Genomic DNA, 18,468 nt, shown 5'->3' on the forward strand with positions numbered 1-18,468 from the left:
TGCGGCCGCAAGGGTCAGTGGCCCGGTGCCGTCTCGGTTTCCATCCAGCCCAGCCAGCGCATGGCCTGCTCACGGTTCTCGCCGCACATCTCCTCGTGCGGCGGCAGCGAGCCGCAGACGGCCGGCCTCTCGGGTCGGCCGAAGATCTTGCAGCGGTCCTCGTCGTCGAGCTGCACGCAGCGCACACCCGCCGGCTTGCCATTCGGATGGCCGGGGATGGGCGAGCTGATCGAGGGCGCGATGCAGCAGGCGGCGCAGCGGGGCCGGCATTCCATGGGCAGCAGCGATTTTGCCTGCCGGGCCGTGCCTCACTTGGCGACGACGATGTCGCCGGACTGCAGCTCGCGCAACTGATCCACATAAGGCAGCTCGATGTTGTCAAAGCTCGCGGGCACACCGGCGCAGCGCAGCGCCAGGGGCCGGTCGCAGACATGGAAGTGCAGGTGCGGCTCGGTGGAGTTGCCACTGCTGCCCAGCAGGCCGATGACCTGGCCGGCACGCACGGTGTCGCCCACCTTGACGCGCACGCTGGCCGTCTTGAGGTGGGCATACACGGTGGACTCGCCTTGGGCATGTTCGATCAGCACATAGTTGCCGATGAGGGCGTCCTCGCCCTGGGCCATGCGCTTGTCCTGCAGCTCGCCGACGCGCTTGAGATAGGCGGCCTGCTCCTCGCCCGGGCGACGCAGGTCGTCTACGGATTCAGGCACATCCTGGCGTGCGACCCGCACGATGCCGTCGGCGGCTGCCAGCACCGGAGCGCCATAGGCGAAGTAGTCCGAAAGCCGGCTGCCCTTGCCGCGATAGCTCAGCCCACCCTCGCCGATGCGCGCGATGTCGAGCGCGAATTCCTGCGGCACCACCCAGCGGTGATGGGAGTGTGCGGTCGGGCCGGCACCGATGAACCAGGTGCCCGCCAGCGGAAAGCGGTACTTGTTCTTGGCGCCGCTGAGGATGGGCAGCGAAGCGATGGCAGTGACTGCCTGCTGGCTGGCGTCGTGGCCAGCGACCTGCAACGTGACGGCCGGCCGCTTGCCGCGGTAGCTCAGGAACTGCTGCACCAGCATCAGCGTCTCGCCCGGCGCCAGCGTCGCCGAGGCCGCAAAGACCGGCTTGGGGCCCAGCAACGCAGCGCCGCCGAACTGGAAGCCGAGCTGCTCGATCATGCCGGCGTCGTTCATCTGCTTGCCGCGGGCGGCACTCCTGGCCAGGTCCGCGGCTTCCAGCAACCGGGAGTCGGTTGGCGTGCCTGGGCCCTTGACGGCCAGCGTCACCGAATCCAGCGTGATGGGTGTGCTGCCGTCGTTGCTGATGGCGATGTTCTGCACCAGCACGCCTTGAATGCCTCGCACCGAATCGACGGCGTAGGGCTGAACGCCTTGCGTCGGATAGAAGCGCACGGACAGCGCTTGCGACCAGGCCGGCTGGCAGAGGGATGCGGCAAGGCAGGCCGACAAAAACACGAAGCGGTGACGCATGGGAGCCCTTTCAAGACGTGCCGCATTGTGGACAGCAACGCCCACCCCCGCCCGGGCGAAGCGACCACCTGCATTCCCCGGGTCTTCAAGCGTCCGGATTGCGCTCAATGCGGCATGGCCGACCGCGCGCCAAGGCCATATGGGATGACTTATCCACACCCACTCTTTAAAATTGGCGGTTGGCCCGAGCGCACTCGCGCGGGCATTGTTCTTTCCAGGACCGAGATGCTTTACCCCAAGGAATTCGATGTCATCGTCGTCGGCGGCGGCCATGCCGGCACCGAGGCGGCGCTCGCCGCCGCCCGCATGGGCGCGCAGACGCTGCTGCTGACCCACAACATCGAGACCCTGGGCCAGATGAGCTGCAACCCCAGCATCGGCGGCATCGGCAAGGGCCACCTGGTCAAGGAGGTCGACGCCCTGGGCGGCGCCATGGCCCTGGCCACCGACGAAGGCGGCATCCAGTTCCGCATCCTGAACGGCAGCAAGGGCCCGGCCGTGCGCGCCACCCGCGCCCAGGCCGACCGCATCCTCTACAAGGCCGCCATCCGCCGTCGCCTGGAGAACCAGAAGCATCTGACGCTGTTCCAGCAGGCGGTGGACGACCTGATGGTGGAAGGCGACCGCGTCGTCGGCGCCATCACCCAGGCCGGCATCCGCTTTCGCGGCCGCGCCGTCGTGCTGACGGCCGGCACCTTCCTGGACGGCCGCATCCACGTCGGCCTGGAGAACTACAGCGCCGGCCGTGCGGGTGACCCGCCGGCGGTGTCGCTGTCGGCTCGGCTGAAGGAGCTGAAGCTGCCGCAAGGCCGGCTCAAGACCGGCACGCCGCCGCGCATCGACGGCCGCACCATCGACTTTTCCAAGTGCGAGGCGCAGCCCGGCGACCTGGACCCGGTGCCGGTGTTCAGCTTCATCGGCAGCACCGCCATGCACCCGCAGCAGGTGCCCTGCTGGATCACCCACACCAACCTGAAGACCCACGACATCATCCGCAGCGGCTTCGACCGCAGCCCGATGTTCACCGGCGTCATCGAAGGCGTGGGCCCGCGCTACTGCCCCAGCATCGAGGACAAGGTCAACCGCTTCGCCGACAAGGACTCGCACCAGATCTTCCTGGAGCCCGAGGGCCTGACGACGCACGAGTTCTACCCCAACGGCATTTCCACCTCCCTGCCCTTCGACATCCAGCTCGCCGCGGTGCGCAGCATCCCGGGCCTGGAGAACGCCGACATCCTGCGCCCCGGCTACGCCATCGAGTACGACTACTTCGACCCGCGCGGCCTGAAGGCCAGCTTCGAGACCAAGGTCATCCAAGGGCTCTTCTTCGCCGGCCAGATCAATGGCACGACGGGCTACGAGGAGGCGGCAGCCCAGGGACTGTTCGCCGGCCTGAATGCGGCGCTGCAGGTGCGCGGCGATGGCCCGTGGACGCCGGCGCGCGACCAGGCCTATCTGGGTGTGCTGGTTGACGACCTCATCACCAAGGGCGTCACCGAGCCCTACCGCATGTTCACCAGCCGCGCCGAGTTCCGGCTGCAGCTGCGCGAGGACAACGCCGACCTGCGCCTCACCGAAACCGGCCGCCAGCTCGGCCTGGTGGATGAGGAGCGCTGGGCTGCCTTCAACCGCAAGCGCGACGCTGTTTCACGTGAAACCGAGAAGCTGAAGAGCACCTGGGTGCACCCCGGCATCCTGCCGGCGGCCGACGCCGAGCGGCTGGTGGGCAAGGCGCTGGAGCGCGAGTACAGCCTGGCCGATCTGTTGCGCCGTCCGGGAGTTGTGTTCGACACGGTCGCCGAAGTCGCCACGATCGCGCGACCCGAAGTCGGTGTTTCACGTGAAACCTTGAACGCCGAACTCGGCACCGAGCTGGCGGCCCTCGTCACCGAACAGGTCGAGATCAGCACCAAGTACGCCGGCTATATCAACAAGCAGGTCGACGACGTCGCCCGCGCCGCCCACTTCGAGCACCTGAAGCTGCCCGATGAGCTCGACTACAGCATCGTCCATGCCCTCTCCTTCGAGGCGCGTCAGAAGCTGAACAAGCACAAGCCCGAGACCCTGGGCCAGGCCTCGCGCATCTCCGGCATCACACCGGCGGCGATTTCGCTGCTGCTGGTGCACCTGAAGAAGGGCAAGTTCAAGGGCTTCACGGAAGCAGAAGCGGCATGAGGGACACGCTCACCGCGGCAGCCACCGAACTCGGCCTCGAACTCAGCGACACCCAACTCGACCAGCTGCTGGCCTATCTGGCCCTGCTGCAGAAGTGGAACAAGGTCTACAACCTGACCGCAGTCCGTGACCCGGCGCAGATGCTCAGCCACCATCTGGTGGACAGCCTGTCGGTCATCGCCCCACTGCAAAAACACGGCGCGCCGGCTCGACTGATGGACGTGGGCGCCGGCGGCGGACTGCCCGGTGTCGTCATCGCCATCTGCTGCCGCGGCACCGACGTCAGCTGCGTGGACGCCGTCGCCAAGAAAACCACCTTCATCCAGCAGGTCGCGGCCGAGCTGAAGCTGCCCAATCTGCACGGCGTGCACAGCCGCGTCGAGCAACTGGAGACCGAGCCTTTCGGCGTCATCACCTCGCGCGCCTTTGCGTCGTTGGTCGACTTCACCCGTTTGACCCGCCAGCACTTGGCCGAGGGTGCGGTTTGGATGGCCATGAAGGGCCAGCATCCGGCCGACGAGATCGCCGCCCTGCCCGCTGACGTGGATGTGTTTCACGTGGAACAACTGGCCGTCCCTGGCCTGGACGCCCAGCGCTGCATCATTTGGATGCGGCCGAAGTAGAAACAAAGCCGCAGAGGCACTGAGGCACGGAGAAATTCAGCCTCTCACCTCTGTGTCTCTGTGCCTCTGTGGCTGTGTTCGCCTTTATCCTCGCGCCTCGACCCCGCCGACCAATAGATCAACAGATGGCCAAGATTTTCTGCATCGCCAACCAGAAGGGCGGCGTCGGCAAGACCACCACCACCGTCAACCTCGCCGCCGGCCTGGCTCAGATCGGCCAGCGGGTGCTGGTCGTCGACCTGGACCCGCAAGGCAACGCGACCATGGGCTCCGGCATCGACAAGCGCAAGCTGGAGCTGACCGTCTACGACGTGCTGCTGGAGTCGGCCACCCTGCCCGAGGCCAAGGCCCGGGCTGACAAGGCCGGCTACGACGTGCTCGGCGCCAACCGCGAACTGGCCGGTGCCGAGGTGGACTTGGTGGCGCTGGAGCGTCGCGAGGCCCGGCTCAAGGCCGCCCTGGCCGAGGCGGCCAAGGACTACGACTTCATCCTCATCGACTGCCCGCCGTCGCTGTCCATGCTGACACTGAACGGCCTGTGCAGCGCCCATGGCGTCATCGTGCCCATGCAGTGCGAGTACTTCGCGCTGGAAGGCCTGACCGACTTGGTCAACACCATCAAGCAGATCCACGCCAACCTGAACCCCGACCTGCAGATCATCGGGCTGCTGCGCGTCATGTTCGACCCGCGCATCACGCTGCAGCAGCAGGTCAGCGACCAGCTCAAGGCCCACTTCGGCAACAAGGTCTTCGACACCGTCATCCCGCGCAATGTCCGCCTCGCCGAGGCGCCGAGCTATGGCCTGCCGGGCGTCGTCTTCGACCCGGCGTCCAAGGGCGCCCAGGCCTTTGTCGACTTCGCCAAGGAAATGGTGAAGCGGATCGAGACGATGCGGTGAGCAAGGTCTCGCTGCGCCCCATGCGTGCCGACGACGCCGATGCCGTCGCCGCCCTGCACGCCACCAGCTGGCGCAGCGCCTACCGCGGCATGCTGAGCGATCAGTACCTGGACCACGAGGTCGACGCCGACCGCCGGTCCGTCTGGCGCGAGCGCCTGCAGGGGCCGGACGCCGCGGCCGCCTTCGGCATCGTGGCCGAGGATGCCGAAAACCAGATGATCGGCTTTGCCTATGTGATGCCCGCTCATGATCCCGAGTGGGGCACGCTGGTCGACAACCTGCACGTCCACCCCGACGCCAAGGGCGGCGGCATCGGCCGCCGGCTGCTGCAGGCCGTGGCGCGCGAGCTCGGCCCGGCGCACGCCCAGCCCCTCTTCCTGTGGGTGCTGGACGCCAACGAACCTGCCAAGCGCTTCTATGCCCGCATGGGTGCCGAGTTCACCGACCAGGGCATGAGCACACCCTTCGGCGGCACATCACTGCCCAAATGGCGCTGCGTCTGGCGCGATCCCCAAGCGCTGCTGAGCGATGACTGACGCCCTCGCCCTGCGTGCAGAACGCGCCGGTCTGGACGCCAGCGCGCCGCCGCAACAGGCCGACATCGACGGCTGGCTGATCCGCCTGTCGCCCGGCAAGGCCAAGCGCTCGCGCTGCATCAACGCGCTGCGCCAGGGCACCCTGCCGCTGGACGAGTTGCTGGCCCGCTGCCAGCAGGCCTATGACGCCGCAGGACTGCCTCTGGCCGTGCGCGTGACGCCCTGGAGTCAACCGGCCGACCTCGATGCCCACCTCGCCGCCAAGGGCTGGAGTGCCTTCGACGCGGCCGACGTCATGGTGATGGCCACCCTCGCACCCGAGACTGCACCGGTCGCCCTCCAGGCCCTCGACGCCGCGGCCTATGCCCGCCTCGTCGGTGGGCTGCGCGGGTCTTCCGACACCGCCATCGCCGCCCACGCCGAGCGCATCGCTAACGCTCCAGTCACCTACCAGGGCTTCGCGCTGAACGACGCCGGCGGTGCCTTGCTCGCCTGCGGCCAGATGGTCGTCGACCGGGACATCGTCGGCCTCTACGACATCTTCTCGGCCGTGCCGCGCCAGGGCCATGCCGAGCGCCTGTGCCGCGCCCTGCTGGCCCTCGCCCACGATCAGGGCGCCCGACAGGCCTATCTGCAGGTGGGCAGCGACAACGAAGTCGCCAAGCGCCTGTATGCGCGCATGGGCTTTGTCTTCGCCTACCGCTACCACTACCGCAGCCCGGAAGCCGAGCTGCTCTGAGCGCTCGCTGGGGCGCGTCACCCCTTTCGGCTCCCACGTTTGCAGGTCGTCCGCGACTCGGGCCGCTGCGTTGGCTGCATCAACATCGCGCCACCCAACCCGCCGCCACTCATGACGCCCATCCGCGCCGCCCTGCTCGCCTCCCTGATCCTCTGCACCGCGGCCTTTGCCGATGCGCCCAAGACCGACGTCGCCAAGAGCGCCGACCACCCGGTCCTGAAGCGTTTCACCGGCAGCGTGTTGGCGGGTTATGCCCAGCAGGACTGGGAGCAGCGCAACTTCCCGGATGCGCGCGGTGTGTCCAAGACCGAGAACGACAAGTTCGCCAACCCGGTCAGCGTCGAAGGCAAGGTCACCCGCCTCTTCTATCTGGCGCCGCTGGGCAAGAGCCCGCTCGAGGTCTACCGCAACTACCAGCAGGCGCTGACCGCCGCCGGCTTCAAGGTGACTTGGCAGTGCGAGAGTGAGGCCCAGGGCTGCACCACGGCCTACTTCGCGCTGGAAGGCTCCGAGCGTGCCAAGGGCATGCGGTGGGCCGAGGGCAACCTGCCGGCGGCGGACGGCGCGCACGCGGGCGCCGCCTGGAACCTCGAGATGGCCCTCAGCCACGAGCAGGCCCGCATGACGGTGGGCACGCTCACCAGCGGCGGCCGCACGCTGTACCTGCTGTTGTTCACGTCAATGGCCGAGAACGAATACACGCATCGCGCCGCCACCTATGTCGAGATCGTCGAGCCCAAGGCCATGCCGACGGGCCAGGTCATGGTGGACGCCAAGGCGATTGGCGCCGGCTTGCAGGCAGAGGGCAGGATTGCGCTGTACGGCCTGCTCTTCGACACCGGCAAGACCGACGTCAAGCCCGAGAGCGCGGCCCAGCTCGATCAGATGGTGGCCGTGCTCAAGGCCCAGCCGGCGCTCAAGGTCTTCATCGTCGGCCACACCGACAACGTCGGCGGCGTGGACGCCAACCTCAAGCTCAGCCAGGGCCGCGCCCAGGCCGTCATCGCGGCATTGACCCAGCGCGGCATTGCCGCGAACCGCCTGCTGCCGCACGGCAATGCGGGCTTTGCGCCCGTCGCGTCCAATGCCGGCGAAGACGGCCGCGCCAAAAACCGTCGTGTCGAGATGGTGCCTCAATAACTTCACAACAACACTGACCATGAAGACCTCCGCCCGCCTCGCCGCTGCCCTGCTGGCCCTGGTCGTCCAGGCCGGCGCCTTCGCCGCCGACGCCCCCGCGGTCGACCTGCCCGGCGCCGCCGACCACCCCCTCATCAAGCGCTTCGCCGGCTCCTGGCTGGCCGGCCAGCGCGTCTCCAACTGGGACAGCGCCGTGCTGCCCGCCGGCGCCGAGCTGTCCAAGGCGGACAAGCGCCAGTTCAAGGACATCCTCACCCTGGAAGGCAAGGTTACGCAGACGGTCTACATCGCCCCGCGCGGCAAGGCCTCGCTGGAGGTGTGGCGCAACTACGAGCAGGCGCTGAACGCCGCCGGCTTCAAGAAGCGCTTTGCCTGCGAGCGCGACTGCGCCGACCTCTACTTCGCCTGGTTGAAGACGAGTGCTCCAAGCAAGGCCTTCGTCTGGGCCAAGGGCTCGGTCGAGACACCCACCGGCAGCCGCTACGACCTGACCTCGGCCCTGTCCCCTGACGACGGCCGTATGCTGGTCGGCACGCTGGGCAAGCCCGGCCAGGAAGCCACCGTGCTGATCTACAACTCGCTGGCTGCCAACGCGACGACCGGCCTGGTCGCCACCTATGTCCAGGTCGTCGAGCCCAAGGCCATGGAGACGGGCCAGGTCACGGTCGACCCCGCCGCGCTTCAGGCAGGTCTCGCCGCCGAGGGCCGCGTGACGCTGACCGGCTTGTTCTTCGACACCGGCAAGACCGAGCTCAAGCCCGAATCCAAGGCCCAGCTCGATGCCATGGCCGAGTTGCTGAAGAACCAGCCCTCGCTGAAGGCGTACATCGTCGGCCACACCGACAACGTCGGCAGCTTCGACGCCAACGAGAAGCTCAGCCTCGCCCGCGCCCAGGCCGTCGTTGCGGCCCTGACTGCCGCGCCCTACAAGGTCGATGCCAAGCGCCTCGTGCCCAAGGGCCTGGCCAATCTGGCGCCGGTGGCCGGCAATGGCGACAACGCCGGGCGGGCCAGGAATCGACGGGTGGAACTCGTCGCCCAGTAGCGCACCCGAATCGCGCGGCCGCTCAGGACTGGATCGACAGCTGGTCGCCCAGATAGGCGATCACCCGCTCGTCGCGGAAGTAGTTGGTGTGGTGGGTGGTCGGGCCCACGCCGAGGGCTTCGAAGGCGATGTTGCCGCCCTCGCCCAGGCGGAACATCGAGTCCACGTCCACCACCAGGTCGTTGGGCCCGGGAAAGACCATGTCGGCGGCGCCGTATTTGACCTGGTCGCCGATGTGGCTGAAGCGCCGCCAGAACTTCCAGATCGGCTGCGCACTCTCATCGGGCTGGAAAGACGCGCCGATGCCGAACATCTTGGGCTTGCTGAGCCAGGGGTCGGCGAACAGCTGGCGCACATCGCTGTTGTTCTTGACCAGCTGCTGCGTCGCCAGCCCCGGCACCAGTCCCACGGCGGCATCCACGATGGGCGTGGTGCTGCCCAGGTGCAGCACCTTGCCGAAGATCTTGGCCAGCAGCGACACGCCTTCGGCGAAGGGCAGGATGCCCGTCGCCTGCTTGCTGACGGCCGCTACGGCGTCGGCATAGCTGGCGATCATGTCGAGGGCGGCACGCAGCTTGTCCGGCGCGGCCAGGCTGGTGCCCACCAGCGGCGAGGCCACGAAGACCACGCGCTCCACCGGCACGGCGCGCAGCCGCATCAACCAGCCCACCACCAGGCCGCCGCGGCTGTGGCAGACCACGTCGATGGGCGCACTGACGTTCAGCAGGGCCCGATGCAGATCGAGGGCGTTGGACCAGGCCGCCACCGACAGGGTGGCATGGCCAAAGGCCAGGATGGCGCTGTACTTCTGCTGCCAGCCGGCCAGCAGCTTGCGGCCGGCCTCGGTGGCCTGCAACTCGTCGAACCACATCTGCGACTTGCTGAAGGTGCCATGCACCAGCAGCAGCACGCGGCCCTTGTCGATCTGGGGCTGGGCATCGGCCACCAGATGGCCGTCCTGCCAGCGCTGCATGCCCTGATCGGGCGTCAGCCAGTTGTCGGCTTCGATCAGCTTGTCGGTGACCGCATTGGCGCCGAAGTCGTTGAAGCGAAAGCTCTGCACCACGTCGTCGGGCGCCACGCGGATCGAGCGGTAGGAGCGCCGCCCCGTGCCGCCCGGCGTGGTCGGCGGTGAATAGACCCAGCGCAGCAGGCCGTCCTCGTCCCGCACCAGCTCGACCTTGGCGCGGCCATCGGCGTCGCGCGTTGCGGCGCGCCGGCGGCGCTGGCCGATCGGCAGGGTGCTGAGCTGGGTCGGCGCCTCTTCCAACGCCAGCCTGTCGCTGACGTCGGCCCAGAGCTTGCTGCTGCTCATGGCCTCTCCTCCACAATGGGCAAGGGCGTGATGCCCTTCATGCGTGCCGTCACGACGTCCAGCACCGAATGGAAGTCTTCCGCTTCCGCCAGCGCATCGATGCCCGCCTCCACCGCCTCGACAAAGCCGCAGTGCTCGGTCAGCCTCACCGTCTCGATCGGCACCAGGCGCCGCGCGCGGATCAGCTGCCTCACCTCACGGTAGGGTGCGTTGCCGATGGCCTGCCAGGCATAGCGCTGCAGGCTGGCGGAGGAGTTGCGATCCGCCGCGCCGGCCATCGCGCCATGCGCGCCCTCGCCGCTGACGGCCAGATAGTCGGCCTGGAAGCTGTTGTGCCGCCAATAACCCGGCAGCGCATGGCCGTTGAGCAGGAAGATGACCGGGTAGACATCGATCAGCTCCAGGCAGGCGGCAAACAGCAGGGCGAGGTCGAGGCAGGTACCGGCCCGCCCGCCGAGGATGGCGCTGGGCGTGCGCAGGCGCTGCGAATCGAGCTTGCTGCTGTAGGACGGCGGCGGGTTGATATAGCCCAGCCGCCATTCATGCAGCAGGGCGGCCCAGATCGCCTGCACCTGGAGGTCGACCTCGCGCAGCTGTTCCTCCTCGGTGCTCGGCGCGGCCTGGTAGCCCTCGAAACCGGCGGCCGGGTTGTCGCGCAGGATGCGCACATAGCGCTGCGCCAGCTCCACCGCGCTGACGACGGCCGGATCGCGCGGCAGCACGAAGGACGGCAGCCACTGGCCGTCCTTGTCGTTGTCCCGCCATTGGTCGACGGGCAGCAGGCGCAGGCGATGGCTGTCGCGCGTCAGCACCTTGTCGTTGTGGCTGAGCTGGACCATCAGGGTGCTGTTGACCGCCTCCTGCAGCGAGCGCATCAGCGCCGCGGTCAGCGGTACATGCACCTCGTTGCTGAGGTCGAAGCGCGTCTCGCCGGCGACAAAGCGCTTGCGCCAGCGGGCCTGCTCGGGGCCGAGCTGCAGTTCCACATCGACGCTCAGCCAGTCGTCGGGCAGCGCGCTGCCCCGCTCCACGACGATCTGGCGGAACAGCCGCCCGTTGTTGTGCAGCACCGCGTAGTTGAGCTCCTCCTCCGGCACGGCCTGCAGCCGCGGCGGCGTACCGGCATCGCGCAACTCGGCCGCGGCAGGTTCACCCTGGTTGAAGGCGGCCTCGTTCAGCGGCGCGCCCATCCACAAGGTGACGCCGGTGGCTCGCGTGGCCCGGGGCTCCTTGCGCACGCGCATCCAGGCGCTCTCGAAGGCCAGCGGCAGGTTCCACACGGCTTGGTCGAGCTGGCTGTAGACCAGCTCGAAGAAGAAGTCCACCAGCTGGTCCTCGATCGCGTCCTGGAAGCCGACGGCCGAGAGCGCCGCACGCTCCGCCACGATCAGCGCCGCCGTGCGAGCGGCCGAGTTCTCGAGGCTCACCGAGACGAAGTAGGCGCAGTGCTCTCCGCCCGCTCGCAGCGCCTCGGCCAGCCGCTGCGCACCGATCACGGCCGTGCCGGCGGCCTCACCGGCCAGCAGCATGCCGTCGGGCACGCTGGACTCCTTGGCCAGCACTTCGTCCAGGCGCATGGGGCCAAATTCGGCCTCCACCGCCTCGGCTTCGGGCACCAGGTCGCGCAGAGCCTTCAGGCCCGCCAGGTTGTCAAAGCCGCTCAGGTGGATGAGGTCGGGTTGGAGCTGCTTCACCACATCGTGCAGCTGCTGCCAGCTCGGATCCTTCAACTCGACCAGGCGGGTGCCACCCAGGGCGCGCTTCAGCCGCCTGGTTTCGGCGCTGAAGTCCCAGCTCTGCCGCAAGCCGCCGGGCGCGCTCTGCACATAGAGCAGGCTGGGCTGGCGGGACTTCTGCCAGGAGGCCGGCGCTTTGGGCACCAACTCGCGCATCACGGTGACGCGGTGGTTGTCCACGTTGCGATAGCGCCGCGTGGCCTTGGCCAGCAGGTATTCCCAGGGAAAGATGCGGGCCTGCCAACCCTCGTGCTCGGAGGTGTAGGGAATGCGCACAACGACGCGCGGGGCGCGGGCCAGGGCTTCCAGGTCGGCGTCCCTCAGTCCAAAGCCCTTCAGCGTGCGATAGGCCTGCTCTTCGCGGCTGTTGCTGGCGTCACTGGAACTGAGCCAACGTTCGCGGGCCCGCAGCACATAGGTCCACCGCATGGCTTCGCTGTCGAGCCGGCACGCGGCCACTCCTTCCTCGGGTTTGCCACCCAAGGCGATCGTGCGGCCCGGAATGACCAAAGAGATCCGGGCCAGAACAGGATCCATGCCTGCAGTCTTCGACATCGCGCCTCCCCACGAGAAGCGTCATCCTATGTCGCTGGACGGCGCCTCAGCGCCCCGATTTCCGGTTCAGACCAGCCCGAGGCTTTCCTCGACGCCCAGGTGCACGTTCATGCTCTGCACGGCCGCGCCGCTGGCACCCTTGCCGAGGTTGTCCAGGCGGCTCATCAGCAGCACTTGCGTGTCCGACGCGAACACGAACAGGTCGACGCGGTTGGTGTCGTTGCAGGCCTGCACGTCGAAGAAGCCGGCTTCCAGCGTGGCTGCATCGCGCAGCGGCTTCACATTGATGAAGCGCTCGCCCTCGTAGTGGGCGGCCAGGGCGGCGTGGACGGCCTCAGGCGTCGTGCCGGCCTTGAGCTGGCTCAGGTGCAGGGGCACGCTGACGGCCAGGCCCTTGTAGAAGGTGCTGACGATGGGCTGGAAGACCGGCGGCGTGGCCAGGCCGGTGTGGGCGGCCATCTCCGGCAGGTGCTTGTGCTTGAGCCCCAAGCCATAGGGCCGCGGCGCCTTCAGGTGCGCCGGCAGCGGCTGCTGCTCGTACTCGGCGATCATGGTCTTGCCGCCGCCCGAGTAGCCGGTGATGGACGTGGCGCTGACGGCCGCGTCCTTGGGCAGCAGGCCGGCGTCGACCAGAGGACGCACCGCCAGGATGAAGGCGCTGGAGTGGCAACCCGGGTTGGAGATGCGCTTGCTGGCCTGGATGGCGCCGCGTTGACCGCGGGCGAGCTCGGGCAGGCCGAAGGCCCAGCCGGGCGCCGTGCGGTGGGCCGTGCTGGCGTCGATGAGGCAGGTGCGGTCGTTGTTGACCATGAAGGCCGCCTCGCGCGAAGCCGCGTCGGGCAGGCACAGGAAGGCCACGTCGGCGGCGTTCAGCAGGCGCGAGCGCTCGGCCGGATCCTTGCGCTTGTCGGCGTCGATCTTCAGCACTTCGATGTCCTTGCGCGCCGCGAGGTACTCGTGGATGCGCAAACCCGTGGTGCCTTCCTGGCCATCCACAAACACCTTGAACGTCATCGCCGCTGCTCCAACCGCTGAAAATCGAACTGTGCAGGATAAGGGCAAACCATGAAATCTGAGCGTGTACTGCTTCTCCCCGGTTGGCAAAACTCGGGCCCGGACCACTGGCAAAGCCGCTGGGAGCGGCTGCACGGCGACGAACGCGTCGAGCAGCACGACTGGGACTGGCCGCGCCGTGGCGACTGGATGGCGCGCCTGGATGAGGTGCTGCTGCAGGACGACGCCCCGGCCCTGCTCGTCGCCCATTCCCTGGGCTGCCAGCTCGTCGCCGCCTGGGCCGAGCATTCCCAGCACACGGGCCGCGTGAAAGGCGCCCTGCTCGTGGCCCCGCCCGACACCGAGCGCGAGGACATGCCGCCCCAGCTGCACAACTGGCGCCCCATCCGCCGGCCCCGCCTGCCCTTCCCCAGCATCACCGTCATCAGCAGCGACGACCCCTTCGGCGCCGCCGAGCGCAGCAGCCAGATGGCGGCCGACTGGGGCAGCAGCGTCGTCGTCGCCGGGCCGCGGGGTCATCTGAACGCCGAGTCCGGCCTGGGGGACTGGCCGCAGGGGCGGGAGCTGCTGGAAAGCCTCTCGAAACGCTGACGGACAATCCGCGCCATGGTCACGAAGAAACCCAAAGGCCTCGGCCTCGGCCTGGAAGCCCTGCTCGGCCCCAAAGTCAGCGACACCCCGGCGCCTGAGCGCGACGGCACGCCCAGCACGCTGAAGCTCGAACAGATGCAGGCCGGCAAATACCAACCGCGCACACGCATGGACGAGGGCTCGCTGTACGAGCTGGCCGAGTCGATCAAGGCGCAAGGGATCATGCAGCCGATCCTGGTGCGGCCGATCACGCCCAATGGCGGCGTCGCCTACGAGATCATTGCCGGCGAACGCCGCTTCCGTGCCGCAAAACTTGCCGGCCTGCGCGAGGTGCCTGTGCTGGTGAAGGCGGTGCCCGACGAGTCGGCCGCCGCGATGGCGCTGATCGAGAACATCCAGCGCGAAGACCTCAATCCGCTGGAAGAGGCCCACGGCCTGAAGCGGCTCACCGACGAGTTCGGCCTCACGCATGAGCAGGCCGCCCAGGCGGTCGGCCGTTCACGCAGCGCAGCCAGCAATCTGCTGCGCCTGTTGAACCTTTCGGCGCCGGTGCAGAACATGCTGATGGCCGGCGACCTGGACATGGGCCATGCCCGCGCCCTGCTGCCGCTGGATGGTGCTGTTCAGATCACGACGGCCAGCGAGATCGCCGCCAAGAAGTTGAGCGTGCGCGAGGCCGAGAAGCTGGTCGCCAAGCACCAGGGCGCCGCCCGCCAGACGCCGCTGCTGCGCGTGAAGAGCGACAAGAGCCGCGACGTGCTGAGGCTGGAGGAGGAGCTGGCCGACGCCCTCGGCGCCACCGTCGAAGTGCGCGTCAAGAAGAAGAGCAAGCGCGGCCAGAGCGGCGAACTGGCCATCCACTTCGATTCGCTCGACGCTCTGTCGGGCATCCTCGAGAAGCTGCGCGGCAGCTGACTCGCAGGGTCCAACGGAATGAGGCGGCGTCCGACAAGATGCTGCGGGCGGGCGCTCAACACTTGGATACGGGGCGACGATGCCCCCTGGATTCAGTGGGGCGCTGGGGCCTCCGTGACACCCATCACTGTCGCAACAGTTCTTCACCGGCAGCCGCTGTCGGCACCCAGCCACAAGGCCCCCATGTTTGTGTGGTCTGACCGAAAAGTGCCAGGTCTTGCCCAAACTGCGGGCGTATGCTGGACCAGCACCCTGTCAACGAAAGAGCGAGCTTTGTTGTTGGTGGGCTGTTGACAGGAAGATTGCGGCTTATTCTTCAGATCGACGAGAGAGCCGCAGCGAGAAGCTGCTGATCAGCGAAGTGGAGAGTTCTGATGACGCCTTGCAGTTGAGGCGCGATCAGAACCCCCCAGTCCCCTCGGGCACGGATCGTGCCTGTGACTGCGTGGAGTTCAAACCGCAGGAGGTGGGCATGGACGTCATCAGCCATTTCGCAGCGCGCTACGAGCGCAGCAAGGTCGAGGAACTCACGCTGGAGGAGTACCTCGCGGAGTGCAAGAAAAACCCGCTTGCTTATGCGACGGCCGCAGAACGCATGCTGCAGGCCATCGGCGAGCCGCAGATGCTCGACACGCGCAACGACCCGCGCCTGTCGCGGCTGTTCGCCAACAAGACCATCAAGATCTATCCGGCCTTCGCCGAGTTCTATGGCCTGGAAGAAGCCATCGAGCAGGTGGTGTCCTATTTCAGGCATGCTGCGCAGGGCCTGGAGGAAAAGAAACAGATCCTCTATCTGCTCGGGCCTGTGGGCGGCGGCAAGAGCTCCATCGCCGAGCGGCTCAAGCAGCTGATGGAGCATGTGCCCTTCTACGCGCTGGCCGGCTCGCCGGTCAACGAGAGCCCGCTCGGCCTCTTCGATCTGATCGAGGACGGCCCGCTGCTGGAGCGCGACTACGGCATCCCGCGCCGCTACCTGAACCGCATCCTGTCGCCCTGGGCCGTCAAGCGACTGGACGAGTTCGGCGGTGACATCCGCAAGTTCAAGGTCGTCAAGCGCTATCCCAGCGTGCTCAAGCAATTGGGCGTGGCCAAGACCGAGCCGGGTGACGAGAACAACCAGGACATCTCCAGCCTGGTCGGCAAGGTCGACATCCGCAAGCTCGAGACCTATGCCCAGGACGACCCCGACGCCTACAGCTATTCCGGTGGCCTGTGCCTGGCCAACCAGGGCCTGCTGGAGTTTGTCGAGATGTTCAAGGCGCCCATCAAGGTGCTGCACCCGCTGCTGACCGCCACCCAGGAAAGCAACTACAAGGGCACCGAGGGTTTCGGCGCCATCCCCTTCGACGGCATCGTGCTGGCCCACAGCAACGAGAGCGAGTGGAAGACCTTCCGCAACAACAAGAACAACGAGGCCTTCCTCGACCGTGTCTACATCGTCAAGGTGCCCTACTGCCTGCGCGTCAGCGAAGAGGTCAAGATCTACGAGAAGCTGATCCGCGGCTCGTCGCTGGCCGAGGCCAAGTGCGCCCCCGGCACGCTGAAGATGATGAGCCAGTTCGCGGTGCTGACGCGTCTGAAGGAGCCGGAGAACTCGTCGCTGTATTCCAAGATGCAGATCTACGATGGCGAGAACCTGAAGGACACCGACCCGCGTGCCAAGAGCTACCAGGAGTACCGCGACTACGCCGGCGTCGACGAAGGCATGAGCGGCATCAGCACGCGCTTCGCCTACAAGATCCTGTCCAAGGTCTTCAACTTCGACAGCTCCGAGGTGGCCGCCAACCCGGTGCATCTGATGTATGTGCTGGAGCAGCAGATCGAGCGCGAGCAGTTCCCCAAGGAGACCGAAGAAAAGTTCGTCAGCTACATCAAGGAGCAGCTGTCGCCACGCTATGCCGAGTTCATCGGCAAGGAGATCCAGACCGCCTACCTGGAAAGCTACAGCGAGTACGGCCAGAACATCTTCGACCGCTACGTGACCTATGCCGACTACTGGATCCAGGACCAGGAGTACCGCGACACCGACACCGGCGAGGTCTTCGACCGCTCGGCGCTGAACGGCGAGCTCGAGAAGATCGAAAAGCCGGCCGGCATCTCCAACCCCAAGGACTTCCGCAACGAGATCGTCAACTTCGTGCTGCGGGCGCGGGCCAACAACGCGGGCAAGAACCCGCTGTGGACCAGCTACGAGAAGCTGCGCACCGTCATCGAGAAGAAGATGTTCTCGAACACCGAGGAGCTGCTGCCCGTCATCAGCTTCAACGCCAAGGCTAGCGCCGAGGACGCCAAGAAGCACGAAAACTTCGTGCAGCGCATGGTGGACAAGGGCTACACGGCCAAGCAGGTCCGGCTGTTGTGCGAGTGGTATCTGCGCGTGAGGAAGTCCAGCTGAACAAGGCGGTGGGGCATGTCGCTTCAGCAGATCATTGATCGACGCCTTTCGGGCAAGAACAAGTCCATCGGCAACCGCGAGCGTTTCCTGCGCCGACACAAGGAGCAGATCCGCGAGGCGGTGAAACGCGCGGTGGACGGCCGTGGCATCCGCGACATGGAGCGCGGTGAGGACGTCCACATTCCGAAGAAGGATCTCAGCGAGCCCGTCTTCGGCCACGGCGACGGCGGCGTGCGCGAGGTCGTGCGGCCGGGCAACCAGGAGTATGTGAAGGGCGACCGCATCGCCAAGCCCAAGGGTGGCCAGGGCGGCGGCGGTGGGGGCGGCGAGGCCAGCGACCAGGGTGAGGGCGAGGACGACTTCGTCTTCCACCTCAGCAAGGAAGAGTTCATGCAGGTCTTCTTCGAGGACCTGGCCCTGCCCAACCTGGCCCGCACGACACTGGCCGACACGCCCGAGTGGCGGTCACAGCGCGCTGGCTTCGTCTCCGACGGCACGCCCACCAATCTGCACGTCGTGCGTTCCATGCGCGGGGCCCTGGGGCGCCGTATTGCCCTGGGCATGGACAAGCGCCGCGAACTGCACGAACTCGAAGCCCGCGAGCAGGAGCTGCTGAAGGAAGACCGGCCGGAGACGCCACGCCTCTTGCTCGAAACCCGCGAGCGCATCCAGCACCTGCGCGAGCGCATCAAGGCCATTCCCTTCCTCGACCCCATCGACCTGCGCTTCCGTTCGCGCGTGCGCATCCCGGTGCCGACGACGCGGGCCGTCATGTTCTGCCTGATGGACGTGTCCGGCTCCATGGACGAAGGCCGCAAGGACCTGGCCAAGCGCTTCTTCATCCTGCTCTACCTGTTCCTGACGCGGCACTACGAGAAGATCGACGTCGTCTTCATTCGCCACCACACCCAGGCCCAGGAAGTCGATGAGCAGAACTTCTTCCACGCTACCGAGACCGGCGGCACCGTCGTCTCGTCGGCTCTCGTCCTGATGGAGCAGATCATCAAGGAGCGCTACTCGCCGACCGAGTGGAACATCTACGGTGCCCAGGCCAGCGACGGCGACAACTGGCACCACGACAGCGGTCGCTGCCGCGAGCTGCTGGCCGACAAGATCCTGCCGCTGTGCCGCTACTTCGCCTATGTGCAGGTGGCCGAGCCCGAGCAGAACCTCTGGGAGGAGTACCAGAAGCTCGCCGAGGACGCCAAGCACTTCGCGATGCGCAAGGCCGTCGAGGCCTCGCAGATCTACCCGGTCTTCCGTGAGTTGTTCAAGAAGGAAGGCGCGCCAGCATGAGCAGCCTCGAAGACAG

General features: G+C 67.2%; 16 protein-coding genes. 11 read left to right on the plus strand and 5 right to left on the minus strand.

The features are described from left to right. Positions 1–14 precede the first annotated feature (14 nt). Complete coding sequence (locus ACS5PN_RS13405; RefSeq protein ID WP_439464459.1) at positions 15–275, minus strand: YkgJ family cysteine cluster protein; 261 nt, start codon at positions 273–275, stop codon at positions 15–17. Between the two features lie 33 nt (positions 276–308). Then, complete coding sequence (locus ACS5PN_RS13410) at positions 309–1,478, minus strand: M23 family metallopeptidase (protein ID WP_439464460.1); 1,170 nt, start codon at positions 1,476–1,478, stop codon at positions 309–311. A 225-nt stretch (positions 1,479–1,703) separates the two neighbouring features. Between ACS5PN_RS13410 and mnmG the strand changes: the two genes are divergently transcribed. The 7 genes from mnmG (at position 1,704) to ACS5PN_RS13445 (ending at position 8,635) form a co-directional block, all read left to right on the plus strand. Then, on the plus strand, positions 1,704–3,653 hold the full coding sequence (gene mnmG, locus ACS5PN_RS13415) for a tRNA uridine-5-carboxymethylaminomethyl(34) synthesis enzyme MnmG (RefSeq protein ID WP_439464461.1): 1,950 nt from the start codon (positions 1,704–1,706) through the stop codon (positions 3,651–3,653). Beyond that, positions 3,650–4,276 (plus strand): 16S rRNA (guanine(527)-N(7))-methyltransferase RsmG, encoded by a 627-nt coding sequence (gene rsmG, locus ACS5PN_RS13420; RefSeq protein ID WP_439464462.1) that lies wholly within the window; start codon positions 3,650–3,652, stop codon positions 4,274–4,276. Before mnmG ends, rsmG begins: the two co-directional genes overlap by 4 nt. Before the next feature lie 125 nt (positions 4,277–4,401). Next, the gene (locus ACS5PN_RS13425) at positions 4,402–5,175 is read left to right on the plus strand and encodes a ParA family protein (protein WP_439464463.1); all 774 of its coding nucleotides are present in this window, start codon (positions 4,402–4,404) and stop codon (positions 5,173–5,175) included. Next, positions 5,172–5,711, plus strand: a complete 540-nt coding sequence (locus tag ACS5PN_RS13430) for a GNAT family N-acetyltransferase (RefSeq protein WP_439464464.1) — start codon at positions 5,172–5,174, stop codon at positions 5,709–5,711. The genes ACS5PN_RS13425 and ACS5PN_RS13430 overlap by 4 nt, the downstream gene beginning before the upstream one ends. After that, entirely contained in the window at positions 5,704–6,450 is a 747-nt protein-coding gene (locus ACS5PN_RS13435; protein WP_439464465.1) for a GNAT family N-acetyltransferase, read from the plus strand. Before ACS5PN_RS13430 ends, ACS5PN_RS13435 begins: the two co-directional genes overlap by 8 nt. 111 nt (positions 6,451–6,561) lie before the next feature. After that, positions 6,562–7,590, plus strand: coding sequence for an OmpA family protein (locus ACS5PN_RS13440; protein WP_439464466.1), 1,029 nt, complete (start codon positions 6,562–6,564; stop codon positions 7,588–7,590). A gap of 19 nt (positions 7,591–7,609) precedes the next feature. After that, positions 7,610–8,635, plus strand: a complete 1,026-nt coding sequence (locus tag ACS5PN_RS13445; RefSeq protein ID WP_439464467.1) for an OmpA family protein — start codon at positions 7,610–7,612, stop codon at positions 8,633–8,635. Positions 8,636–8,657: 22 nt separating this feature from the next. Here ACS5PN_RS13445 and ACS5PN_RS13450 read toward each other — a convergent pair whose 3' ends face one another. The 3 genes from ACS5PN_RS13450 to argC all read right to left on the minus strand — a co-directional run bounded on the left by ACS5PN_RS13450 (position 8,658) and on the right by argC (position 13,255). After that, complete coding sequence (locus ACS5PN_RS13450) at positions 8,658–9,950, minus strand: esterase/lipase family protein (protein WP_439464468.1); 1,293 nt, start codon at positions 9,948–9,950, stop codon at positions 8,658–8,660. Next, the gene (locus ACS5PN_RS13455) at positions 9,947–12,223 is read right to left on the minus strand and encodes a hypothetical protein (RefSeq protein WP_439464469.1); all 2,277 of its coding nucleotides are present in this window, start codon (positions 12,221–12,223) and stop codon (positions 9,947–9,949) included. Before ACS5PN_RS13455 ends, ACS5PN_RS13450 begins: the two co-directional genes overlap by 4 nt. 84 nt (positions 12,224–12,307) lie before the next feature. Beyond that, positions 12,308–13,255, minus strand: coding sequence for an N-acetyl-gamma-glutamyl-phosphate reductase (argC, locus tag ACS5PN_RS13460; RefSeq protein ID WP_439464470.1), 948 nt, complete (start codon positions 13,253–13,255; stop codon positions 12,308–12,310). A 51-nt stretch (positions 13,256–13,306) separates the two neighbouring features. Between argC and ACS5PN_RS13465 the strand changes: the two genes are divergently transcribed. The 4 genes from ACS5PN_RS13465 (at position 13,307) to ACS5PN_RS13480 (ending at position 18,452) form a co-directional block, all read left to right on the plus strand. Further along, entirely contained in the window at positions 13,307–13,846 is a 540-nt protein-coding gene (locus ACS5PN_RS13465) for an RBBP9/YdeN family alpha/beta hydrolase (RefSeq protein WP_439464471.1), read from the plus strand. A 15-nt stretch (positions 13,847–13,861) separates the two neighbouring features. Further along, a complete protein-coding gene (locus ACS5PN_RS13470) occupies positions 13,862–14,761 on the plus strand; it encodes a ParB/RepB/Spo0J family partition protein (protein WP_439464472.1) in 900 nt (299 codons plus the stop codon). 472 nt (positions 14,762–15,233) lie between these two features. Continuing rightward, positions 15,234–17,156: a PrkA family serine protein kinase gene (locus ACS5PN_RS13475; RefSeq protein ID WP_439464473.1), complete on the plus strand. Its 1,923-nt coding sequence runs from the start codon at positions 15,234–15,236 to the stop codon at positions 17,154–17,156. A 15-nt stretch (positions 17,157–17,171) separates the two neighbouring features. Then, a complete protein-coding gene (locus tag ACS5PN_RS13480; RefSeq protein ID WP_439464474.1) occupies positions 17,172–18,452 on the plus strand; it encodes a YeaH/YhbH family protein in 1,281 nt (426 codons plus the stop codon). Positions 18,453–18,468: the final 16 nt, after the last annotated feature.

This window comes from Roseateles sp. NT4 (genome assembly GCF_051857475.1).
In the GTDB taxonomy this organism is placed as follows: domain Bacteria; phylum Pseudomonadota; class Gammaproteobacteria; order Burkholderiales; family Burkholderiaceae_C; genus Pelomonas.